The 22,221-nt window shown below is 64.0% G+C and carries 19 protein-coding genes; 11 read left to right on the forward strand and 8 right to left on the reverse strand.

The annotated features are described in order from the left end of the window. Positions 1-85 precede the first annotated feature (85 nt). The 3 genes from AAFN84_RS07290 (at position 86) to AAFN84_RS07300 (ending at position 2,353) form a co-directional block, all read left to right on the forward strand. The gene (locus tag AAFN84_RS07290; protein ID WP_347513897.1) at positions 86-397 is read left to right on the forward strand and encodes a hypothetical protein; all 312 of its coding nucleotides are present in this window, start codon (positions 86-88) and stop codon (positions 395-397) included. A gap of 112 nt (positions 398-509) precedes the next feature. Continuing rightward, complete coding sequence (locus AAFN84_RS07295; RefSeq protein ID WP_347513898.1) at positions 510-1,904, forward strand: aminotransferase; 1,395 nt, start codon at positions 510-512, stop codon at positions 1,902-1,904. 74 nt (positions 1,905-1,978) lie between these two features. Beyond that, complete coding sequence (locus tag AAFN84_RS07300; protein WP_347513899.1) at positions 1,979-2,353, forward strand: DUF427 domain-containing protein; 375 nt, start codon at positions 1,979-1,981, stop codon at positions 2,351-2,353. An 8-nt stretch (positions 2,354-2,361) separates the two neighbouring features. Here AAFN84_RS07300 and ppdK read toward each other — a convergent pair whose 3' ends face one another. Further along, complete coding sequence (gene ppdK / locus AAFN84_RS07305) at positions 2,362-5,025, reverse strand: pyruvate, phosphate dikinase (protein WP_347513900.1); 2,664 nt, start codon at positions 5,023-5,025, stop codon at positions 2,362-2,364. A gap of 201 nt (positions 5,026-5,226) precedes the next feature. On the opposite strand from ppdK, the gene AAFN84_RS07310 reads away from it, so the two are divergent. Then, on the forward strand, positions 5,227-5,568 hold the full coding sequence (locus AAFN84_RS07310) for a VOC family protein (protein WP_347513901.1): 342 nt from the start codon (positions 5,227-5,229) through the stop codon (positions 5,566-5,568). Between the two features lie 6 nt (positions 5,569-5,574). Here AAFN84_RS07310 and AAFN84_RS07315 read toward each other — a convergent pair whose 3' ends face one another. The 4 genes from AAFN84_RS07315 to AAFN84_RS07330 form a co-directional block, all read right to left on the reverse strand. Continuing rightward, positions 5,575-6,012, reverse strand: a complete 438-nt coding sequence (locus AAFN84_RS07315; protein WP_347513902.1) for a hypothetical protein — start codon at positions 6,010-6,012, stop codon at positions 5,575-5,577. Then, positions 6,009-9,467 carry a chromosome segregation protein SMC gene (gene smc, locus AAFN84_RS07320; RefSeq protein WP_347513903.1) on the reverse strand — a complete coding sequence of 1,153 codons (3,459 nt, stop codon included), beginning with the start codon at positions 9,465-9,467 and terminating at the stop codon, positions 6,009-6,011. Before smc ends, AAFN84_RS07315 begins: the two co-directional genes overlap by 4 nt. 51 nt (positions 9,468-9,518) lie before the next feature. Beyond that, positions 9,519-10,217, reverse strand: coding sequence for a DsbA family protein (locus AAFN84_RS07325; RefSeq protein WP_347513904.1), 699 nt, complete (start codon positions 10,215-10,217; stop codon positions 9,519-9,521). Between the two features lie 145 nt (positions 10,218-10,362). Next, on the reverse strand, positions 10,363-10,857 hold the full coding sequence (locus AAFN84_RS07330) for a DUF721 domain-containing protein (RefSeq protein ID WP_347513905.1): 495 nt from the start codon (positions 10,855-10,857) through the stop codon (positions 10,363-10,365). 64 nt (positions 10,858-10,921) lie between these two features. Here AAFN84_RS07330 and mutY point away from each other — a divergent pair, with 64 nt between their 5' ends. Continuing rightward, the gene (mutY, locus tag AAFN84_RS07335) at positions 10,922-12,046 is read left to right on the forward strand and encodes an A/G-specific adenine glycosylase (protein ID WP_347513906.1); all 1,125 of its coding nucleotides are present in this window, start codon (positions 10,922-10,924) and stop codon (positions 12,044-12,046) included. Then, positions 12,039-12,647: an HAD family phosphatase gene (locus AAFN84_RS07340; RefSeq protein WP_347513907.1), complete on the forward strand. Its 609-nt coding sequence runs from the start codon at positions 12,039-12,041 to the stop codon at positions 12,645-12,647. Before mutY ends, AAFN84_RS07340 begins: the two co-directional genes overlap by 8 nt. Before the next feature lie 2 nt (positions 12,648-12,649). Here the strand turns inward: AAFN84_RS07340 and AAFN84_RS07345 are convergent, their stop codons facing one another. Further along, the gene (locus AAFN84_RS07345; protein WP_347513908.1) at positions 12,650-13,783 is read right to left on the reverse strand and encodes a site-specific DNA-methyltransferase; all 1,134 of its coding nucleotides are present in this window, start codon (positions 13,781-13,783) and stop codon (positions 12,650-12,652) included. A gap of 150 nt (positions 13,784-13,933) precedes the next feature. Between AAFN84_RS07345 and AAFN84_RS07350 the strand changes: the two genes are divergently transcribed. Continuing rightward, positions 13,934-14,623, forward strand: coding sequence for an HAD family hydrolase (locus tag AAFN84_RS07350; RefSeq protein WP_347513910.1), 690 nt, complete (start codon positions 13,934-13,936; stop codon positions 14,621-14,623). A gap of 5 nt (positions 14,624-14,628) precedes the next feature. Here the strand turns inward: AAFN84_RS07350 and AAFN84_RS07355 are convergent, their stop codons facing one another. Beyond that, positions 14,629-15,204 (reverse strand): hypothetical protein, encoded by a 576-nt coding sequence (locus tag AAFN84_RS07355; RefSeq protein ID WP_347513911.1) that lies wholly within the window; start codon positions 15,202-15,204, stop codon positions 14,629-14,631. A gap of 115 nt (positions 15,205-15,319) precedes the next feature. On the opposite strand from AAFN84_RS07355, the gene thrC reads away from it, so the two are divergent. Genes thrC through AAFN84_RS07375 form a run of 4 tightly spaced genes read left to right on the forward strand, consistent with a single transcriptional unit; the run spans position 15,320 to position 21,591 of the window. Continuing rightward, positions 15,320-16,717 carry a threonine synthase gene (thrC, locus tag AAFN84_RS07360; protein ID WP_347513912.1) on the forward strand — a complete coding sequence of 466 codons (1,398 nt, stop codon included), beginning with the start codon at positions 15,320-15,322 and terminating at the stop codon, positions 16,715-16,717. Positions 16,718-16,738: 21 nt separating this feature from the next. After that, a complete protein-coding gene (locus AAFN84_RS07365) occupies positions 16,739-18,031 on the forward strand; it encodes a pitrilysin family protein (RefSeq protein WP_347513913.1) in 1,293 nt (430 codons plus the stop codon). Between the two features lie 10 nt (positions 18,032-18,041). Further along, positions 18,042-18,698 carry a GNAT family protein gene (locus tag AAFN84_RS07370; protein ID WP_347513914.1) on the forward strand — a complete coding sequence of 219 codons (657 nt, stop codon included), beginning with the start codon at positions 18,042-18,044 and terminating at the stop codon, positions 18,696-18,698. 4 nt (positions 18,699-18,702) lie between these two features. Continuing rightward, positions 18,703-21,591, forward strand: coding sequence for an EAL domain-containing protein (locus AAFN84_RS07375; RefSeq protein ID WP_347513915.1), 2,889 nt, complete (start codon positions 18,703-18,705; stop codon positions 21,589-21,591). Here AAFN84_RS07375 and AAFN84_RS07380 read toward each other — a convergent pair. Continuing rightward, positions 21,582-22,187, reverse strand: a complete 606-nt coding sequence (locus tag AAFN84_RS07380; protein ID WP_347513916.1) for a YqgE/AlgH family protein — start codon at positions 22,185-22,187, stop codon at positions 21,582-21,584. The genes AAFN84_RS07375 and AAFN84_RS07380 overlap by 10 nt on opposite strands. Between the last annotated feature and the right edge of the window lie 34 nt (positions 22,188-22,221).

Raw genomic sequence — 22,221 nt, forward strand, 5'->3', positions numbered from 1 at the left:
TGTCGACGGCGTCACAAAGCCGCCACCTTCGCGCGGAACTCTATAGACAACGGGGCAGATGGGGGCAGACTAAGAGGCCACCGCTATGGATATGCCCGAGACACTTCCAGTCCAGTCGACCGACGATGAGTTCGAGACCGCGATCCGCGAAACCGTCAATGCGGTGGGCGGAACGCTACTATTCAAGATGAAGCTCGAGGACGGCGACAGTTGCCGCTGGACTGCGGCAGTCGCGATCGAGGACGGCGGCAAGCTTGAAGTCGTGATCATCGACCTGCCATGCGGCGCCGACAGCGGCAATGTCAGTGTCAGCCCAGCAGCCCAGAGCGACCTGCCGATCGCGCATATCGCCACCGCCTATGCCAGCCTTGCCGAATGCTGGAGCAAAGCCGCCTGAGCAGCGTGGCCGTATGGTCCAACGACAAGGGCCATGTGAACCAGCTTCGCGCTATCCCTTACGCCTGCAGCGGTAACCGGTTAGGGTCGGGCCTGCAATCTGGAGGCCCCGAATGAACCAGTCACCCCCGCTCACGAACCTGCAGGCCCGCGATATCGCCTCGGTGCTGCATCCGTATACGCCCATACATAAGCTGGGTGAGATCGGGCCGACGGTGATCGAGCGTGGCAAGGGCGTCTTCGTCTACGACACTCAGGGCAAAGAATACATCGAAGGCATGTCCGGCCTGTGGTGCGCGGGTCTCGGCTTTGGCGACGAGGAGATGGTGGAGGCGGCGACCGAACAGTTGCGCACGCTGCCCTACTACCACCTGTTCGGGGCGAAGGGCACCGAGTCGGCGATCGAGCTTGCGGAAAAGCTCAAGGAGATCGCGCCGATGCCGATCTCGAAGGTGTTCTTCACCTCGTCCGGATCGGAAGCCAACGACACCCAGGTCAAGCTTGCCTGGTACATGAACAACGCGCTCGGCCGCCCCAACAAGAAGAAGATCATTTCACGCATGAAGGCCTATCACGGTGTCACCGTGATGTCGGCCTCGCTCACGGGGTTGCCCTACAACCACATGGGCTGGGACCTTCCGGTCGACCGCGTGCTGCATACCGACTGCCCGCACTACTACCGCTTCGGCCAGGAAGGAGAGAGCGAGCAGGAATTCGTCAGCCGCGTCGTCGGTTCGCTGCGTGACCTGATCGAGCGCGAAGGGCCGGACACCATCGCTGCCATGATCGCCGAACCGGTCATGGGCGCCGGTGGCGTGATCGTTCCGCCGGAGGGCTACTATCCTGCAATCCAGCAGGTGCTCGACGAACACGACATCATCCTCATTGATGACGAGGTCATCAATGGCTTTGGCCGCACCGGCAACTGGTGGGGCTGCCAGACGCTGGGCATGACGCCGACAACGATTTCCGCAGCCAAGCAGATGACGTCCGCGTATGCGCCGCTGGGCGCGGTCCTGGTTCCCGAAGACATCTATCAGTCCTATGTCGACCATTCGCGCAAGATCGGCACCTTCGGGCACGGCTTTACCTATGGCGGCCATCCCCTCGGCTGCGCATTGGGCGTCAAGGCGATCGAAATCTACCAGAAGCGCGACATTATCGGCCATGTGCGCGGGCTGTCGCCGCTCTTCGAGAAGCGGATGAAGAAGCTGGTGGATCATCCGCTGGTTGGCGAAGCCCGCTATTGCGGCCTCATGGGTGGCGTCGAACTGGTCGCCGACAAGGCAACAAAGCGGTCGTTTGCAGCATCGGCCGGCATCGGGCCACTCTGCGCCAAGCATTGCGAGGCGCGCGGCGCGATCCTGCGTGCCATCGGCGACACCATCGCCTTCTGTCCGCCGATGATCATCAGCGAGGCGGAATTGAACGAGTTGTTCGATCGCTTCGAAAAGGCACTGGACGACACCGAAGCAGTCGTGTCGAAGGGCAATCTCCGCGCGGGCTGAGCGTCGGAAGGGTGGTTGGCGCTTGAACCGCCAGCCAACCCTTCCTAGTTGATGTGCAGCGACAGGAGACGCAGATGTCCAACCCATCACCCGGCATGGTCAGCCACCCCGACCGCATCATAACGGTCGAACCGTTCCCCGGTACGGTCAGCGTCCGCTTCGGTGACGTCGTGATCGCGTCATCGACGAAAGCGCTCGAACTTCGGGAAGGCAGCTATCCGCCGGTCTTCTATATCCCGTTCGAGGATATCTATTTCGAGCATCTGGAGCGGTCTGACAGCCAGACCTACTGCCAGTTCAAGGGCGACGCCAGCTACTGGGGCGTCAGCGCACAGGGCGAAGCAGCGCCCGACGCCATGTGGGCCTATCAGACCCCCTATGACGAGATGCAGCCGATCAAGGACCACGGTGCATTCGACCGTTCGAAAGTGACGATCGACGCCGGCTGACTGCTCCGCTAGACTTTTCTGGCGGCGGCTTGGGCCGCGGCCAGCCGCGCGATCGGCACGCGGAATGGCGAACACGACACATAGTCGAGCCCGACCTCCTCGCAGAAGCCGATGGATGCCGGGTCGCCGCCATGCTCGCCGCAAATGCCGAGCTTGATATCGGGACGCGTTGCGCGGCCCTTGTCTGCGGCCATGCGCACCAGTTCGCCAACCCCTTCCACATCCAGCGTAATGAACGGGTCCTGCTCGATGATGCCTTTCTGTCGATAGGTCTCGAGGAAGGACGAGGCGTCGTCGCGCGAGATGCCGAACGTCGTCTGGGTCAGGTCGTTGGTGCCGAAGGAAAAGAACTCCGCCGCCTCCGCGATGACATGGGCGCGGATCGCGGCGCGCGGCAGTTCGATCATCGTGCCGACGAGGTAGTCGATCTTCGTGCCGCGCTCTTCCATCACCGCCTTCGCGACTTCGTCGATGCGCGCCTTGACGAAGTCGAGCTCCTTCATGATGCCCACGAGCGGCACCATGATCTCGGGCACAACCGGGCTTCCGGTCCTCTCGCCGGCTTCCACCGCCGCCTCGAAGATGGCGCGCGCCTGCATCTCGGCAATTTCAGGGTAGGACACCGCCAGCCGGCAGCCGCGATGGCCCAGCATGGGGTTGAACTCGTGCAGGGCGTCGGTGCGCTGCCGCAGCTTTTCCGGCGAAATGTTCATCACCTTCGCCACGTCGGCAATTTCGTCCTCGCTCTTGGGAAGAAATTCGTGAAGCGGCGGGTCAAGCAGGCGGATCGTCACCGGCAGGCCCGCCATGATCTCGAACAGGGTGGCGAAGTCCGACCGCTGCATGGGCAGAAGCTTGGCAAGCGCGGCCCTGCGATCCTTCTCGACATCCGAGAGGATCATCTCGCGCATCGCCACGATGCGCTCATCGTCGAAGAACATGTGCTCGGTGCGGCACAGGCCGATGCCCTCGGCGCCGAATGACCGCGCCATGCGCGCGTCTGCCGGCGTCTCTGCATTCGCGCGCACCTTCATCCGGCGCGTCGAATCCGCCCATTCCATGATCGAGGCAAAATCGCCGGAAAGCTCCGGCTGCAGCATCGGCACGGTGCCCTTGAGTACCTGGCCGGTGGCTCCGTCGATGGTGATGACATCGCCCTTCTTGAGGGTCTGGCCCATGGCGATGAGCGTGCCGGTGCGGTAGTCGACGCGTAGCGATCCCGCCCCTGAAACGCAGGGCTTGCCCATGCCGCGCGCAACCACCGCCGCGTGGCTGGTCATTCCGCCCCGCGTCGTCAGGATTCCTTCCGCCGCATGCATGCCGTGAATGTCTTCGGGGCTGGTCTCGATGCGCACCAGGATCGCCTTGCGGTTCTGGGCGCGCATCTCCTCGGCGTCATCGGACGAGAACACGATCTCGCCGGTGGCGGCGCCCGGCGACGCGGGCAAGCCCATGCCGATGACGTTGCGCTCGGCCTTGGGATCGATGGTGGGATGCAGCAACTGATCGAGCGAAGAGGGATCGACGCGCAGCACCGCCTCCTCCTTGGTGATCAAACCCTCCGCCGCCATGTCCACGGCGATCCGCAGCGCCGCCTTGGCGGTGCGCTTGCCCGACCGCGTCTGCAGCATCCACAGCTTGCCGCGTTCGATCGTGAATTCGAGATCCTGCATGTCGCGGTAGTGGCGCTCGAGGCGCTGCGAAATGTCGACGAAGGCCGCGTAGGCCTCCGGCATGACCTTTTCCATCGACGGCTTGTCGGAGCCGGCCTCGATGCGCGCAGCCTCCGTGAGATTCTGCGGCGTGCGAATGCCGGCCACGACGTCCTCGCCCTGCGCGTTGACGAGGAACTCGCCATAAAGCTGCCTGTCGCCGGTCGACGGGTTGCGCGTGAAGGCGACGCCGGTAGCGGACGTGTCGCCCATGTTGCCGAATACCATCGCCTGCACGTTGACGGCGGTGCCCCAGCTTTCGGGAATGTCGTGCAGGCGGCGATAGGTGATCGCGCGGTGGTTCATCCAGCTCGAGAACACCGCGCCGATCGCACCCCAGAGCTGCTCTTGAGGGTCCTGCGGAAACGGCGAGCCCAGCTCTTCCTCGACCTTCGCCTTGTAAAGCGCGATGACTTCGCGCCATTCCTGCGCGCTCAGGTCGGTGTCGAGTTCGTAGCCGCGATTGGCCTTCTCGTCTTCGAGGATTTCCTCGAAATGCTCATGGTCGACGCCCAGCACGACGTCGGAATACATCTGGATGAAGCGGCGGTAGCTGTCATAGGCGAATCGCTCGTCGCCGGAATCCCGTGCCAGCGCCTCCACCGTCTCGTCGTTGAGGCCGAGATTCAGCACCGTGTCCATCATGCCCGGCATCGAGGCACGCGCGCCGGAGCGCACGGAGACGAGCTGCAAATTTTGGGGATCGCCGAAGCGACGGCCGGTGATCGCGGCGATCCCGTCAAGCGCCTCAGCCGCCTGCTGCTTCAGTTCTTCCGGGTAGGTCCGGCCATTGGCGTAGTACCAGGTGCAGAGCTCGGTCGTGATCGTGAAACCGGGTGGTACGGGAAGGCCCAGGCTGCTCATTTCAGCGAGGTTCGCGCCCTTGCCGCCGAGAAGGTTCCTGTCGGACGCGCCACCTTCGGCCTTGCCGTCTCCGAAGTTGTACACCCACTTCGTCATGTCCGCCTCTTTCCTATGGGGCGCATCAGGTATCGCCAATCCGGCGCCCGCGCGCAGACGGATACGGCGGCAGATCGATAAACGCAACAGGCCAGCCCGGCGCTTGCGGAAATCAATCGATTAGGAGGTCAGGCAGATTCTGCGTTGCTCCAACCGCCGATGATCACTAGAACATATCGGGAACAATCAGGAGGTATGGTGATGCGCGACAACGGCAAGCTGGATTATCTCGAAATGCAGGCGGCGAACGGCACGATCGACAGTGTGAAAGCTTTCTACAGCGCCGCCTTTGGCTGGACGTTCACGGATTACGGCCCTTCCTATGCGGCGTTTGGAGAGGGGCTCGACGGCGGTTTCGACGGCTCTGCGGCACGCGAGACCAAGCCGCTGCCGGTCATCTACGCCGACGACCTCGAGGCCGCGGCAACGGCTGTCGTCGAGGCTGGCGGCACGGTGATCAGGCCCATCTATCCGTTTCCGGGTGGACGCCGCTTTCATTTCACCGACCCGGCCGGCAATGAACTCGCCGTCTGGAGCGAATAGGCTGCCTTAGCGCACCGTGCTCGGTCTCTCGGCCAGAACCCTGCGCAGCAGGCCGGTTGCGAGGCCCACCTCCGGCTCCTTCTGCAGGGCCATGACATGGCGAAGACGGAAACCCGCCGCGTCGGCGCCTGTCCCCTCGCCGATCAGGTTGGTCGATCTGTCCGTCAGGTGCCTGATGCGCTCGGCATCGTCAGCCTCGCCATCGGACTGGAGCTGGTCGATCTCGGCGATCAGTTGCGACAACGTGCCCATCCATGCAAAGCGCGGATCAGCGATCAGGGCGAAAAGCATCGAATAAGGACTGTTTCGCAACACAGGATCATCGCCCGCCTCCGCGAGGATCAGAGCGCGATGAAACCCCTTTAGGGCGCCGGAAAGCTCACGCGCGAATTCGGCGGTGGCGCCAGCACCGGAAGTCGAGTCGCCTTCGCCCTTCCCGCTCACACTGCCTCACGCAATTGTTCGGCCGCCTCGAGGTCGACCGAAACCAGTTGGCTCACGCCCTGCTCGCCCATCGTGACGCCAAACAGCCTGTTCATGCGGGCCATGGTGATCGGGTTGTGGGTGATGACGACAAAGCGGGTTTCGGTGCTCGCCGCCATCTCGTCCATCAGGTTGCAGAAGCGTTCGACATTGTGATCGTCGAGTGGGGCATCGACCTCGTCGAGCACGCAGATCGGCGCCGGATTGGTCAGGAACACCGCAAAGATCAACGCCATTGCCGTCAGCGCCTGCTCGCCGCCGGAGAGCAAGGTCATCGTCTGCGGTTTCTTGCCGGGCGGGCGGGCAAGGATTTCGAGGCCGGCTTCCAGCGGATCCTCCGATTCGATCAGCTGCAGCTCGGCCGTCCCGCCGCCAAACAGGTGCGTGAAGAGACGCTGGAACTGCACGTTCACGACGTCGAAGGCCGCCAGAAGGCGCTCACGCCCTTCCTTGTTGAGGCTCTGGATCGCCTGGCGCAGCCGGCGGATGGCCTCGACAACGTCCTCTCGATCGCTGACCAGGGTCTCCAGTCGTTCCGAAAGTTCGCTCTGCTCTTCTTCGGCGCGCAGGTTCACGGCGCCGAGCCGCTCCCGTTCGATCTTGAGCCGGTCGAGATTGCGCTCGATCAGCGCCATTTCCGGCAGCGTGTCGTCCGCCGCCAAGCCGGTGTGCTGGATCACCAGATGCGGAGGCACGTTGAGCACTTCGAGAATGCGCGCCTCGGCCTCCTGCCGGCGTTCGTCGGCGGCCGTCAGCCGTTCCTCGGCCCGCGCCCGCGATTCACGCGCCTGCGACAGCCCCTGGATCGCCTCGGTAGCTGCCTTGTCGAGCGCAGATTGCCGGTTCTCCGCTTCCTGCAACCTGTCAGCGGCCTCCTTGCGCAACGTTTCGGCCTGCGAGAGCTGGCTGAGAAGGGTTCGGCGCTGGGCGTCGATCTCGTCGGGCGCTTCGGCTAGCGCCTCATGCTCGATCGCCGCCTCCTCGCGACGCTCGCGCAACGCGGTGATCTGACGATCAGCGTTGGAGGCACGCTCCACCCAGGAACCGCGCTCGACAGCAATGGCAGCAAGCCTGCGGGCTCGCGCCTCCGCCTCCCGGCTGAGCCCGTCATGGGCAGCGCGCGCGTCTGCGAGCCTTGCACGATCTTCCGCGACATCGCGTGCCAGCCCATCGAGACGCGACTGGAGTTCCGAAAGCTCGGGCGCCGCCGCAAGCATCTCCTGCGCTTCCTCCAGCGCGATGCCAGTCTCTTCCAGTGTTTCCACAAGCCTGCCGCGCGTGTCGTCGAGGACCGCCCTGCGGCTTGCGAGCTCACCTGCCGCCCTTTCGGCGCTGGCGAGGGACTGGCGAGCATCGTCCAGCACACGTTGCGCCTCACGCCAGCCATCACGCGCCTGACGTTCGGAATCCACAGCCTGTTTTACGCGCGCCTCCGCGTGGGCAAGCTGGTCCTCGGCGGCACGGACCATGCGTGTCGCGCCGGTGGCTTCGGCTTCCAGCTCCGCCAGACGGTTCTTCTGCGCCAGCCTCAGGGCGGCGGAAGTGGGTGCATCCGCGCTTGCCGTCAGTCCGTCCCAGCGCCACACCGCACCGTCGCGGCTGACGAGAACCTGGCCAACGGCCAACTTTCCCTGCAGAGCCGGGCCCTGCGCCGCATCGACGATGCCGACCTGCGCGAGACGGCGGGCAAGCTGGGCCGGTGCGCGCACCACACCATTCAACGGCTCGGCGCCTGCTGGAAGCGAGGGGTCATCGGCCCGCGCTTCCAGATCGCTCCAATGGACCGGGGCCGCCCGATCCAGCGGCACGTCGAGGTCCTCGCCCAAGGCGGCGCCGAGCGCGGTTTCGAAGCCACGTTCGACGCTGATCTGCTCCAGCACGGCCGGAAACAGGTCGCCGGCCGCCGCGTTTATGATCTTGGCAAGCGTCCGGGCTTCGGTCTCGATGCGCTGAAGTTCCGCCCGGGCATCCGCCAGCGGCGGGCGGGCCTGCGTTTCGCCTGCGCGCGCTTCGGAGACGGCTGACTCGGCGGCGTAGGCCGATGCCTCGGCCTCCTCCGCCCTCATTTCCGCCTCGTCCACCATCACACGCTTTTCTGCAGGGTCGGCCAGAGATGCGATCCGGCTCGCGATGTCGCCGGCTTCGCGGTCGACATCGTCGATCTGGCGCTGCACCCGATCCCGCCGCTCCGCAAACTCGCGCAGCGAGCGTTCGATCTGGGTTCGAGCGGCGGACGCCTCGGCCCGTTCGGACGTCAGCTTTGCAAGGGCGGCCTCGCTGGCGGCGAGTTGCGTCTGCGCCGCCTCGAAGGTCACGCGCGTCTCGACCTCGCGCTCGGTCGCGCCGGACTCGTCTTCCCGCAATTGCTGTTCTTCTGCGGCTAGCCGCGCCAACACGTCGGCGTTGTCGCGCACCATGCGCTCCTCACGCTCGATGTCGGCATTGAACTGGTCGAGGCGCTTCTCGAGCTCGGCCCGGCGCCTGGCGATGCGCGCGGCTTCTTCGTCGAGCTGTGTGCGGGCAATGGTCAGCCGCTGCACGGCGGCGGCGGCGGCGGCTTCCGCATCCCGCAGTTCTGGAAGCCGGTGCGCGGCGATACCCTGGTCCTTTGCCGCCTGCATCTGCTGCGCGGCGCGATCGCCGACGAGCGTCGTCGCCTGCGCGAGTGCCGAGCGCGCCTCTCCCTCCTGCGCCTTGGCCTGGGTCCAGCGAAGATGCAGCAGCGTCGCCTCGGCCTTGCGGATGTCGGCCGACAGGTTCTTGAAGCGCGACGCCTGCCTTGCCTGGCGCTTCAGGCTTTCGATCTGGCTTTCGAGTTCACTGACGACGTCGTCCAGGCGTTCGAGATTCTGCTCCGCGGCGCGCAGGCGCAATTCCGCTTCGTGGCGGCGCGTGTGCAGGCCGGAGATGCCGGCGGCTTCCTCGAGCAGTGCGCGGCGCGCCTGCGGCTTGGCCTGGATGAGCTCGCCGATGCGGCCCTGACCAACCATCGAGGGCGAACGCGCGCCAGTTGACTGGTCGGCGAACAGAAGCTGCACGTCCTTGGCGCGCGCCTCCTTGCCGTTGATGCGGTAGAGTGAGCCGGACTCGCGCTCGATGCGGCGTGAAACCTGCAGTTCGTCCGCATCGTTGAAGGCCGCGGGGGCTGAACGGTCGCTGTTGTCGAGGAACAGCGTCACTTCAGCGGTGTTGCGGGCAGGCCTCGTTCCGGAACCGGAGAATATGACGTCGTCCATGCCGGACGCGCGCATGTTCTTGTAGGAGCTTTCGCCCATTACCCAGCGAAGTGCTTCGACCAGGTTGGACTTTCCGCAGCCATTCGGCCCGACGATGCCCGTCAGGCCTCGTTCGATGACGAAATCACTGGGCTCGACGAAGGACTTGAAGCCGAGGACTCTGAGGCGTGAGAATTTCATGCGCGCGCACCTTGGCGCACGCGCAAAGCCGTCCGGCCCAGAAAGGCGCGGCTACAGCATGCCGTCGATGATGGCCGACATCTCGGCAACCGTCAGAGCCCCCGAATATTTGTTTCCGTTGATGAAGAAGGTTGGCGTAGCGTCCACGCCGAAATCATCCGCGCCTCTTTGCCGCACGGCTCTCACATCATCCAGAAGCTGCTGGTTCGTCAAGCACGCCTCGAAGGACTCCTGTGAAAAACCAGCCAGTCGCGCAATCTGAAGCAGCGCTTCGCGTGCATTCTCAGCCTGCACCCAGCTTGCCTGCTGCTGGAAGAGCACGTCGACCATGGAGAAATACTTGTCCTCCGAGCAACGCGCCAGCATGAAACCGGCTTCGGCGCGAGGATCGAACGGGAATTCGCGCATGATCAGGCGCGCCTTGCCGGTGTCGATGTAGTTTTCCTTGATCGCAGGCAGCGTGTTGCGATGGAAATTCGCGCAGTGGCCGCATGTCATCGACGCGTATTCGACGATCGTCACGGGTGCGTCCGCCTCGCCAAGCGTCTGCTCGGGCAAGGCTCCCTCGGCCAGCAGATCCGCCATGTCCACCGTGCCCGTCGGCTGCGGTGCGCTTGCGCCGCCGCTGGTCGACGACGTCTGCGCCTGGGCGTCGGTGCCGGAGTCGCTGCAGGCCGAAAGCAGCACGGCGGCTGCCGGCACCGCGGCGAGCGATGCGAGAACGGATCTGCGCTGAAGAAGGCGGGTCATGCGAATCACCTGTTTGTCCAATGAATGTTGCAGCCTGGAGACGCCCAATGGCCAGTGTCGGGGCCAAATACGTCAAATCTGTCCCCAATCCAATCTTATGCCGAAAACGGATCGTTCACGAAAGCGCGATAGCCGGGCAACGGCGTCAGCCCTTGCTGACCATCACCGAGCGCCCGAGACGCGCCAGCGCCTCGCGCAAGCCGTCATCCTCGATCGCCTCGACCATGGTGCCCAGCTTTGCTTCCTCCCCGCCCGTGAGCGCGCGCAGCTTCGGTCTGGCTTTGGGTGCGTTATCGACCTGCTTTTGGACGATCTTCACACGCCCGACGGCGGCGAAGCCGAGAAAGGCGTTGACGCGGGAGATGATCTCGCCGGTCTCGTGCTGCACGTGCAGCGCGGCTCGCCCCTCGCATGCGATCACCAGCGTCGCCGGCTCAAACGGGTCGTCCTCATGCAGGCGGCGCGGCCATGCAATCTTTTCGGGCCGCGTCGTTGTCGAAAGACGCTCGCCGACGATCTCCTCCCATGACTGAACCAGCCCGATCGTCATTCCTGCACGCTTGCGCAAAAGTGGGTCGATCACCGCCACGGCAAGGTCGCTGACGGGCGTGGCATTGCCGTATGGTCGTTTCCCTGCCATGTGCATTCTCCATTCGCCGCCCAGCCGGAACCGCCATCACGGACAGCCAGTCGGACCAATCACCGTGCAACCTACCAGCAATCTCGGCATAAATCAGGAGCAAGACGTCGCCGCTGCATTGCTCGCCTGGTACGATGCGCACCATCGCGAGTTGCCATGGCGGACGTCGCCGCGCGCGCTTGCCGCGGGCCATCGGCCTGATCCCTACCATGTCTGGCTCTCCGAAGTGATGCTTCAGCAGACGACCGTCGAGGCGGTGAAGCCCTACTTTGTTCGTTTCCTGCAGCGCTGGCCCGAGGTGAAGGACCTTGCGCAGGCAGAGCCCGATGACGTGATGAAGGCATGGGCCGGGCTCGGTTATTATTCGCGTGCCAGAAACCTGAAAAAATGCGCCGACGCGGTGCTCGCACTGCATGGCGGACGCTTCCCGGACTCCGAAGACGGATTGCTCGCCCTGCCCGGTATCGGCGCCTATACAGCGGCGGCGATTGCGGCCATTGCATTCGACCGCCCCAGTGCCGTGGTCGATGGCAATGTCGAGCGGGTCGTTTCGCGGCTGCACGCCATCGAAACGCCCTTGCCGGCCGCAAAGGCGCAGATCAAGGTGCACGTCGCCGCCATGGTGCCGGCGGCAAGACCGGGTGACTTCGCACAGGCGATGATGGATTTGGGCGCGACGATCTGCTCGCCGCGGCGTCCGAGTTGCATGTTGTGCCCGTTGAACACGCATTGCCAAGCGCTGCGCACCGGCGATCCTGAACGTTTCCCCATCAAGGCGGGCAAGAAGGAAAAACCATTGCGCCGGGGCGCCGCCTTCGTAGCCGTTCGAGACGATGGGGCTGTGCTTTTGCGCAAGCGCCCCGACAGCGGGCTGCTCGCCAGCATGGCCGAGCCGCCGACCTCGGCATGGACCGCACGCCTCGACGGTGGGACCGACGCCGATGCGGCTCCGTTCGCGGCGGCGTGGCGCCCGGCGGGCACTATCCGCCACGTCTTCACGCATTTCGAACTTCTGCTCGATGTGTTTCGCGCCGACGGGGTCACGCGGTCGGCGCCGCCGGGCTGCTGGTGGTCGCCACCGCGCGAGATTGCCGGGGAAGCGTTGCCGACTGTCATGAAGAAGGCAATCGAGGCGGCTATACCCGGCATCACACGAGCTGAGAGACCCACGAAAGCAGACCATGACTGAAATCCGCCATATCGTCTTCGACATCGGCAAGGTGCTGATCCACTACGACCCCGAACTGCCCTATCGTCGGCTGATCCCCGATGATCAGCGACGTGCGTGGTTCCTGTCTGAAGTCTGCACCAGCGACTGGAACGTCGAGCAGGATCGTGGACGATCATGGCAAGATGCCGAGGCGCTGCTGGTGCAAAGCTACCCGCAGGAAGAAGAGATGATCCGGTCGTTTCGGCGGCACTGGCGCGAAATGGTGCCGCATGCATACGACGAAAGCGTCGCGTTGATGAAGGGCTTCGTCGATGACGGCAAGGACGTGACAATGCTGACCAACTTTGCCGTCGACACGTTTGCCGAGGCGCAACAGCACTTCCCATTCCTGGCGCTGCCGCGCGGTGTCACCGTCTCGGGCGAAGTCGGCCTGATCAAGCCCGACGAACGCATTTACCGGCTGCACGCGGAGACGTTCGGCCTCGCCCCGTCCGCGACGCTGTTCATCGACGACAGCGCCAAGAATGTCGAGGGCGCGAAGGCCGCCGGATGGAACGCGGTGCAGTTCGTCGACCCGGCAACACTGCGGGCCGACCTGCGTACCTTCGGCCTGATCTGAGATCAGGCCCCGGCGCGCTCGATGCCCAGCCTTGCGATGCGGCGCAGTTCGTCAATGGGCATCAGGCCGCCATTGCGCTCGTAGTGCCAGAAGGTCCAGCCGTTGCAGGCATCGAAGCCTTGCACCAGCGCTCCGACGCGATGGATCGAGCCGGACGCGTCGCCGCAGGCGAGCGTTCCGTCGGCCCGGACATGCGCCTTCCAGCGCCGCTTGACGTCCCAGAGCGTCGTGCCAGGCTTCATCAGACCGGAATCCAGCAGGCTGACAAATGCGATGCGCGGTTCCGAGCGCTTGCTCGTCATGATCGACAGATCGGCTGCGGCAAGCGGCTTGACGTCATCGATGCGTTCGATCGCGGCATCGATATAGGCCTGTTCGCGCTCGATGCCGACGAAGTGGCGGCCGAGGCGTTTTGCCACGGCTCCGGTCGTGCCGGTGCCAAAGAACGGATCGAGCACCACGTCGCCGGGCTTCGATGACGACAGCAATATACGGGCGAGCAGCGCTTCGGGCTTCTGCGTCGGGTGCACCTTGTTGCCGTTGTCGTCTTTCAGCCGCTCATGCCCCGTGCAGATCGGGAACAGCCAGTCGGAGCGCATCTGGACGTCGTCATTGGCTGCCTTCATGGCCTCGTAGTTGAAGGTGTAGCCCTTGGCCTTGGCGTCACGCGACGCCCAGATCATGGTCTCGTGCGCGTTCTGGAACCTGCGGCCACGGAAGTTCGGCATCGGGTTGGTCTTGCGCCACACCACGTCGTTGAGGATCCAGAACCCCAGATCCTGCATGATCGCGCCGACGCGGAAGATGTTGTGGTAGGAGCCGATGACCCAGATCGTGCCGTTGGGTTTCAGCACGCGGCGGGCGGCGAGCAACCAGGCACGCGTGAAGGCGTCATACGCCGCGAAACTGTCGAACTGGTCCCAGTCGTCGTCGACGGCATCGACCTTGGACTGGTCGGGGCGGTGCAGATCGCCCTCGAGCTGCAGATTGTAGGGTGGATCGGCGAAGATCACGTCCACCGACTTTTCCGGCAGTCGGTCGAGGGCTGCAACGCAATCCCCCTTGAGGATCGTGTCGCGCCAGTCGGCGGAGGCAGAGATACTGGACAGGTCGTCGAAAAGACGCAGAGCTGGCATGAACGCACCACAAAACGCAGGACTGTTTACGAGGTGTTATGGTTACCCTTCTGCGTAAACATTTAATGAAGCGATGCTTCGTATTTGCGATGCCTGGACGCATGGTGTAGGCCCACGCCGTCAAATCCCCGCTGCGGAGAAGCATCTTTCATGTCCGGTATCGATCTCGTCATCTTCGATTGCGACGGCGTCCTGGTCGATTCCGAGATCATTGCCGCGCGGGTCGAAGCCGAACTGCTGACGGCAGCCGGCTACCCGATCGAACCCGAAGACCTGGCGCGGCTCTATTCGGGCCTGACATTCCGCGACATCATGCTGCGCATCGAGCAGGAATCACAGCAACTGTTCCAGGCAACGCTCATCGACGAGGCGGAGAAACTCGTCGACAGGCGACTGCGCAACGAGGTTCGCGCCATCGAGGGCGCCCACGAAGCCGTGGCGGCCGTCACCGGACCACGCTGCATCTGCTCGAACTCCAGCACCTCGCGACTGGAGGCGATGCTGACGCGCACGCGGCTGCTGCCTTTCTTCGAGGGCCGCATTTTCTCCTCGCTCGACACCGCGTCGAAGAAGCCCAAGCCCGCACCGGACGTATTCGTGCACGCCGCCGAGACGATGGGGGCCGACCCGAAGGCGACGTTCGTGGTGGAGGATTCGGTTCACGGCGTTACCGGCGCACGCGCGGCGGGAATGCGTGTCATCGGCTTCACCGGCGCATCGCATACGCATCCGGGCCACGCGGACCTGCTGATGGAGGCGGGCGCGGAAACGGTCATCCGGCGCTGGGCGGACTTCGGCGCGGTCCTGACCGCGCTCTCGCAATGGTCGGAAGACGGCTGACCTGCCTAGCGCGACGGCGTATCGAAACTCGCGAAGATGCGGATGTTGTGAGCCGTTGGCAGGGGTATCGTGATGTTTTCGTCGGTGACTACGAACTGTGTCGCGCCGATCGTGTCGGCAACATTGACGACATGGTCGTATTTCTGCTCGAAGATCACTTCGGTGTCGCGGTAGATCGTGATGCGGACGGGAAGCTGTACCGGACCCGTCGAACCGGCCGGTCCGGGCACCACGCGCCCGGCAAGCGCTATGGTCATGCCCAGTTGGGTGCTGAACCGGCAGGCGCGTGTCGCATCGGTCAGGGAAGCACGGAAAAGCAGCTTGGAGGCATCGCCATCGCCGCCACGGGCAAAGGAATCATAGACGGATTCGGTGTCGGCGAGGGTCACCGTCGGGCAGTAGCCCGTCAGTTCCTCGACGGTGATGCTTTCGTCGGCTGCTGGCGCCTGGGCCGGGCCGCCCGTGCCGGGAATTCTCAGGGCGCCGATGGAATCGCCCGATTGGCAGCCGGCGAGCGCCACCATGCAGGCCGCGAGCGCGAGACCGGTCAGCCTGCCGTCATCAAAGAACCTGAATGCCATGAACTGCACTTCCCTCAAGCAAAGCTGGCGTTCTATACCAACGCCGCAATGAAAATGCGACCGGCGATTGCCGAATTTCGAAGACTGCCCCCGGTCGAAAGGATGGAAAAGCGACATGCGTTATGTGAGCACACGGGGTAAGGCCCCAGAACTGGGGTTTCGCGACGTGCTGCTGACGGGGCTCGCCCGGGACGGCGGCCTCTACGTGCCGGCCCAATGGCCGCAGTTCAGTGCGGCGGACATCCGCGCCATGCGCGGCCTGTCGTATCAGGACCTCGTGGTTCGGCTGCTGACGCCTTTCCTGGGCGACGAGATTGACGAGGCGAGCTTCAAGGCGATCGTCGACGACGCCTACGCGACGTTCCGCCACGACGCCGTTTGCCCGATCATCCAGACCGGACCAAACGAATTCATCCTCGAACTCTTCCATGGCCCGACGCTCGCCTTCAAGGACGTGGCCATGCAGTTGCTGGCGCGACTGATGGACCACGTGCTCGCCGAGCGCGGCGAACGCGCCACGATCGCCGGGGCGACCTCGGGCGACACCGGCGGTGCCGCGATCGATGCCTTCTCGGGCCGCGACCGCACCGACATCTTCATCCTGTTCCCGCACGGCAAGGTGTCGCCGGTCCAGCAACGGCAGATGACGACGTCGACGCAGGCCAACGTCCACGCGATCGCCGTCGAAGGCAATTTCGACGATTGCCAGGACCTCGTGAAGGGCATGTTCAACAATCATGCGTTTCGCGACCGCGTACAGCTTTCCGGCGTCAACTCGATCAACTGGGCGCGCATCATGGCGCAGATCGTCTACTATTTCTCGTCCGCCATTTCGCTCGGCGCGCCGGATCGGCCGATTTCCTTCACGGTGCCGACCGGCAATTTCGGCGACATCTTCGCCGGTTATGCTGCCAAGCGTATGGGTCTGCCGATCGAGCGCCTGGTCGTGGCCACCAATGACAACGACATTCTGGCGCGCACGCTTGCCACCGGGGTCTACGAAACGCGGGGGGTGGTCGAGACGACGTCGCCATCCATGGACATCCAGGTATCCTCGAACTTCGAGCGTCTGCTGTTCGAGGCTTCGGGACGCGACGCCGACGCGGTATCGCGATCCATGCAGAGCCTCAGGCAATCGGGCGGCTTCACTATCGCCGAAGAGACGCTCGCTGTCATTCGCAAGGAGTTCGATGCCGGTCGCTCCTCCATGGACGAGACTGCCGCGACGATCCGCTCCGTCCTCGCCGACGATGGCTATCTCCTCGATCCGCACACCGCCACCGCATTGAAGGTCGCCCGCGAAAACGCGGCCGCGGCGGTGCCGATGGTGGTGCTGTCCACAGCGCATCCGGCAAAGTTTCCAGCGGCAGTGGAGGCAGCCAGCGGCGTCTCTCCCGCCCTCCCCGTCTGGCTGGGTGACCTAATGGAACGCGCCGAAAAATATACGGTGCTTCCATCCGACCCGAAAATGTTGGAAGATCATGTCAGCCGCCACACGAGAGCGGCCCGCTGAGTTTCAGGGAGTAAAGCCTTTATGGGTGTTGAGGTAAGCCGTCTGTCGAACGGCCTGACAGTCGCCACCGAAACCCTGCCGAATTTCGAATCCGTCGCAATGGGGATATGGGTGAAGTCAGGCGCGCGCAACGAGCGCGACGCCGAGCACGGCTTGGCGCACCTTCTCGAACACATGGCATTCAAGGGCACGGGCAGCAGGAGCGCGTGGAAGATCGCATCCGACATCGAGGATGTCGGCGGCGAGATAAACGCGGCGACGAGCGTCGAGACGACGTCATTCTATGCCCGCGTGCTCAAGGACGACGTGCCGCTCGCCATCGACATTCTGGCGGACATCCTGACCGACTCGAAGTTCGACCCGCATGAGCTCGAGCGCGAACAGCATGTGATCCTTCAGGAGATCGGCGCCGCGCATGACACGCCGGACGACATCGTTTTCGACCGTTTCACGGAAACCGCCTTTCTCAATCAGACGCTCGGCCGCTCGATTCTCGGGACACCGGAAACCGTCCAGTCCTTCAGTTCGGACCAGCTTCACAAGTTCATGGAACGCCAGTACGGCGCCGACCGGATGGTGGTGGTTGCAACCGGCGGTGTCACGCACGATGCCTTTGTGCGCGAAGTCGAAAAGAAACTGGGAGCGTTCCGGGCGCAGGCCGCCATCGAGGAGCCGCACAACGCAACCTATATCGGCGGCGACTATCGCGAGCACCGCGACCTTATGGACGCGCAGATCGTGCTCGGCTTCGAGGGACGTGCGTATCATGTGCGCGACTTCTATGCCTCGCAGGTCCTGTCGATGATCCTGGGTGGCGGCATGTCGTCGCGCCTGTTCCAGGAAGTGCGGGAGAAACGCGGGCTTTGCTACTCCGTCTACGCCTTCCACTGGGGTTTCTCGGACACCGGCGTCTTCGGCGTCCATGCGGCGACCGGCAAGGGCGACATCGCCGAGCTGGTGCCGGTGATCATGGACGAGCTCAAGCGTGCTGGCGACAGCATCGGGCAGGACGAGCTCAAGCGCGCCCGCGCCCAATATCGCGCCGGCCTGATGATGTCGCATGAGAGCGCCGCCAGCAGGGCGTCGCAGATTGCCCGGCAGATGCTGCTCTTCGGGCGTCCGATCGCGACGGACGAGCTGGTGGACCGGCTTTCGAACCTGACGGTCGACCGGCTCACAGACCTGTCGTCGCGGCTGTTCTCGACTCGTCCAACGGTGGCCGCGGTTGGTCCGATCGAGATGCTGCCCGACTTCGAGACAATCAATCAAAGACTGACGGGCTTCGAACCGGCCGCCCGTAAGCTCGCAGTCTGACAACACGGCCATGCTCGCGCTGCCCTTTCTCCGCCGCGAGCCGCAGGTGCTTCATGGGGCGCGCGTCACATTGCGGGTGCCGGCACTATCCGACTTTCGAGAATGGTCCGCACTGCGACGCGAAAGTCGCGCTTTTCTGGAGCCTTGGGAGCCGCTGTGGCCAAGCGACGAGTTGGAACGCCCCTCCTGGCGTCACCGCATCCGTCGCTATCGAGAGGATCACGCAGCCGGAACGGCAATTGCCTATTTCATCTTCAGCGCTCAGGGTAACCGGCTGCTGGGCGGCATAACCATTGGAAACATCCGCCATGGCGTATCCCAATCGGCCCATATCGGCTACTGGATGGGAGAGAAACATGCCGGCAAGGGCTACATGCAGGACGCGACCCGGACACTGCTTGACCATGCATTTTCCACGTTGAGGCTGCACCGCATCGAAGCGGCCTGCATCCCGGGCAACGAACGCTCGATTCGCGTGCTTGAAAAAGTCGGATTTACGCGTGAAGGACTGTTGCGCTCCTATCTGCGCATCAACGGGGTCTGGCAGGATCATTATCTCTATTCGCTGATCGCTGACGAGTACCGGGCGAACAAGCCGGGTCAGGCAGGCGTGAGGTGGACGGCGGCGAAGCCGGACCCGGTCCAGAGAAAAGAAGCGAGAGGCTGAGTCCTTGACGGCAATTCTGCGACTGCGACACCTGTTCGCGAGCCTGTTTTTCGCGCTTGTGTTCGCGCTGTTCGCGTTGCCCGCATCAGCCATCGAGCCGATCAAGATTTCCCGCGAGGATGTCGCGCTCGATCTGTCGCGCGCGGTGGAAATCTACCGCGACCAGGGCGAGAACTTTCAGGTCTCCACTGCGCCCGGTGTCGACGGGATCGTGCGGCGCATCGAGGTCACCGCCCTTGATGAGCGGTCGAGCGGCGACTGGGCCGTGTTCGCACTCGCAAATTCGACGGACCAGCAGCTCGACAGGCTTATCGTCGCGCCGCATTTCAGGCTGGTGGACTCCGGCTTGATCTGGCCTGATCTCGGCTCCAACCGTATTGCCGCCATCACGCCGTCGGAAGGCTTCGCGCTCGACAAGCAGGCCAGTCGCGACGCCGACATCTTCCTGGTGACGCTCAATCCGGGATCGGTCGTCACCTTCATTGCCGAACTGTCCTCGCCGCGCCTGCCGCAGGTCTATCTGTGGGAGCCTGAGGCTTACAAGGACACGACGAATTCCTATACGCTCTTCCGTGGCATCGTCATCGGTATCGCCGGCCTGCTGGCACTGTTCCTGACCATCCTGTTCGTCGTCAAGGGAACGTCGATGTTCCCAGCGACCGCCGCGCTTTCCTGGGCCGTGCTGGCCTATATCTGTATCGATTTCGGCTTCCTGAACCAGGTGCTCGACATCACCGCCGGGAGCGAACAATTGTGGCGAGCGGGCACCGAGATCGCGCTAGCGGCCACCCTCGTCGTCTTCCTCTTCACCTATCTCAACCTCAACCGATGGCACCTGCACTTCAGCTATGGCGCCTTCGCCTGGGTGCTCGGTCTCGTGGTGCTCGCCGGCGTGGCGCTGTTCGACGCCTCCGTCGCGTCGGGGCTGGCGCGCATCTCGTTTGCGTTGACGGCTGTGGCAGGCGTCGGGCTCATCACCTATCTGTCCTTCAAGGGCTATGACCGCGCGATCATGCTGGTGCCGAGCTGGCTGATGATACTCGTGTGGCTTACCGGGTCCTGGATGGCCGTCACCGGCATGCTCGACAACGATATCGTGCAGCCGGCGCTCGGCGGGGCGCTGATCCTGATCATCCTTCTGATCGGCTTTACCGTGATGCAGCATGCATTCGCCGGGGGCGCGCTGCATCAGGGCCTGTTCAGCGACATGGAGCGCCAGGCACTTGCGATCACCGGCTCGGGCGACATCGTCTGGGACTGGGACGTGCTGCGCGACCGCGTGATCACCAAGCCGGACGTCAGCCGCCAGCTCGGCCTGTCTGCAGGCAGCCTTCACGGACCGGCGCGCAACTGGCTGCCGACCCTGCACACCGACGATCGGGACATGTTCCGCACGACGCTGGACGTGATCCTGGAACACCGCCGCGGCCGCATGGCGCAATCTTTCCGCCTGCGCGGCGCCGACGGCCACTATCACTGGTTCACGCTGCGCGCGCGTCCTGTCATTGGCTCCGACGGCGAGATCATTCGGTGCGTCGGTACGCTGGTTGATGTCACCGAGCAGAAGAAGGCCGAGGAGCGGCTGCTTCACGACGCCGTCCACGACAACCTCACCGGGCTCCCCTCGCGCGAACTGTTCCTCAATCGCCTGGAAGCCGTCATCTCCATCGCCAGAAGCGAAGAGAGCGTGCGGCCCACCGTCATCGTCATCGACATCGACCGCTTCAAGCAGGTCAATGACGGGCTCGGGATTTCGGCAGGCGACACGATCCTGCTGACGATCGCGCGCCGCCTGCATCGGCTTCTCAAGCCGCGCGATTCTCTGTCGCGATTTGGCGGCGACCAGTTTGCGCTGCTGCTTCTGTCCGAACAGGACCCGGCCCGCATCGCCGGCGTCGCGGATGCGGTCAAGCAGGCCATCAATGCGCCGATCACTTTCGCCAAGCGCGAAATCGTCCTGTCGGCGTCGATCGGGCTCGCATCTTGGAATTCCTCGCAGGCGAGCGCCGAGGATATGGTCAAGGACGCCGAACTGGCGATGCATCAGGCCAAGCGCTTCGGTGGCGACAGGATCGAGCCGTTCCGTCCAGCCTTCCGCTCCGTTGGAACAGACAGGCTGCAGCTCGAGTCTGACCTGCGCCGGGCAGTCGAGCGGTCCGAGCTGCGGCTCGCCTACCAGCCCATCGTGCGACTGGAGGATCGCTCCATCGCCGGGTTCGAGGCACTATTGCGCTGGGAGCATCCTCGCCGCGGCCCCATCCCGCCGTCAGATTTCATTCCTGTGGCCGAGAGCTGCGGCCTGATCGTGCAGCTAGGGCTCTTCGCCATGCAGCGCGCCGCCGAGGACTTTGCGTCCTGGCAGAAGCAGATCGGCGATGTTCCGCTTTCCGTCTCGGTCAACCTGTCGAGCCGCCAGCTCATCCGGCGCGACCTGGTCAGCGACGTACGCTCCGTCGTCGCACGCGCCAACATCAAGCCTCGCTGCTTCCGCCTGGAGCTGACGGAGTCGCTGGTGATGGACAATCCAGAACAATCCGCGCACATCCTCGCCAAGCTCAAGAAGCTGGGCATCGGCCTGTCGCTCGACGATTTCGGCACCGGATATTCGTCGCTGTCCTACCTGACCCGCTTCCCCTTCGACACGATCAAGATCGACAAGAGCTTCATCGACGATTCCAGCCCGAAGCGTTCGGTGCTGCTGCGCTCGATGGTCAACATGGCGCACGAGCTGGGCCTGTCTGTGGTGGCGGAAGGGGTCGGCGACGAGAACGATGCGCTGGAACTGCGCCAGATGGGCTGCGAATACGTCCAGAGCTTCATGTTCGGCCCGCCGCTGGCGGCAGACGCTGCCATCAAGCTGCTCAAGGAGCAGTATCCGCTCGTTCAGGCGTGACCGGCCTGGATGCTCAGATGGGCCGGGTCGATGCCGAGCGACGCAAGAATACGGTCGTAGACGCGGTCGATCTCGTGGTTGAACAGCATGTCGATGCTGGCCGGGCATGTCAGCCAGCCATTCTCGGTGATTTCATGCTCGAGCTGGCCGGCGCCCCAGCCGGAATAGCCGAGCGCCATCAATGCATGGCGCGGGCCGCTGCCGTCGGAGATTGCCCGCAGGATATCGACCGTCGCCGTCAGGCAGATTTCGCCGGAGACCGGCATCGACGATTCCACCATGTAGTCGTCGCTGTGGAGCACGAAGCCACGGCTGCGGTCGACGGGGCCACCATGGCGGATGACGAGGTCCCGCGCGCGGGCCGGCAGACGGATCGCCTGGCTCTCCTCCAGGACTCCGAGTTGTACGAGCAGGTCTGGAAACAGCATCTGCTGGACCTGGTTGATGATCAGGCCCATCGCGCCCTCCTCGCTGTGGGCACAGACATAGATCACCGAACGCGCAAAGCGCTCGTCCTTCATGCCGGGCATGGCAATCAGGAACTGGTCGTCGAGGAAACCGCGCTGGGCGGTATTCTTTCTTCCCAGAATGTCCATGGTCAGAGGCTACCGTGTTTCCGGTGGGCTTGAA

This window comes from Mesorhizobium sp. CAU 1741 (assembly GCF_039839275.1).
Lineage (GTDB): Bacteria > Pseudomonadota > Alphaproteobacteria > Rhizobiales > Rhizobiaceae > Aerobium.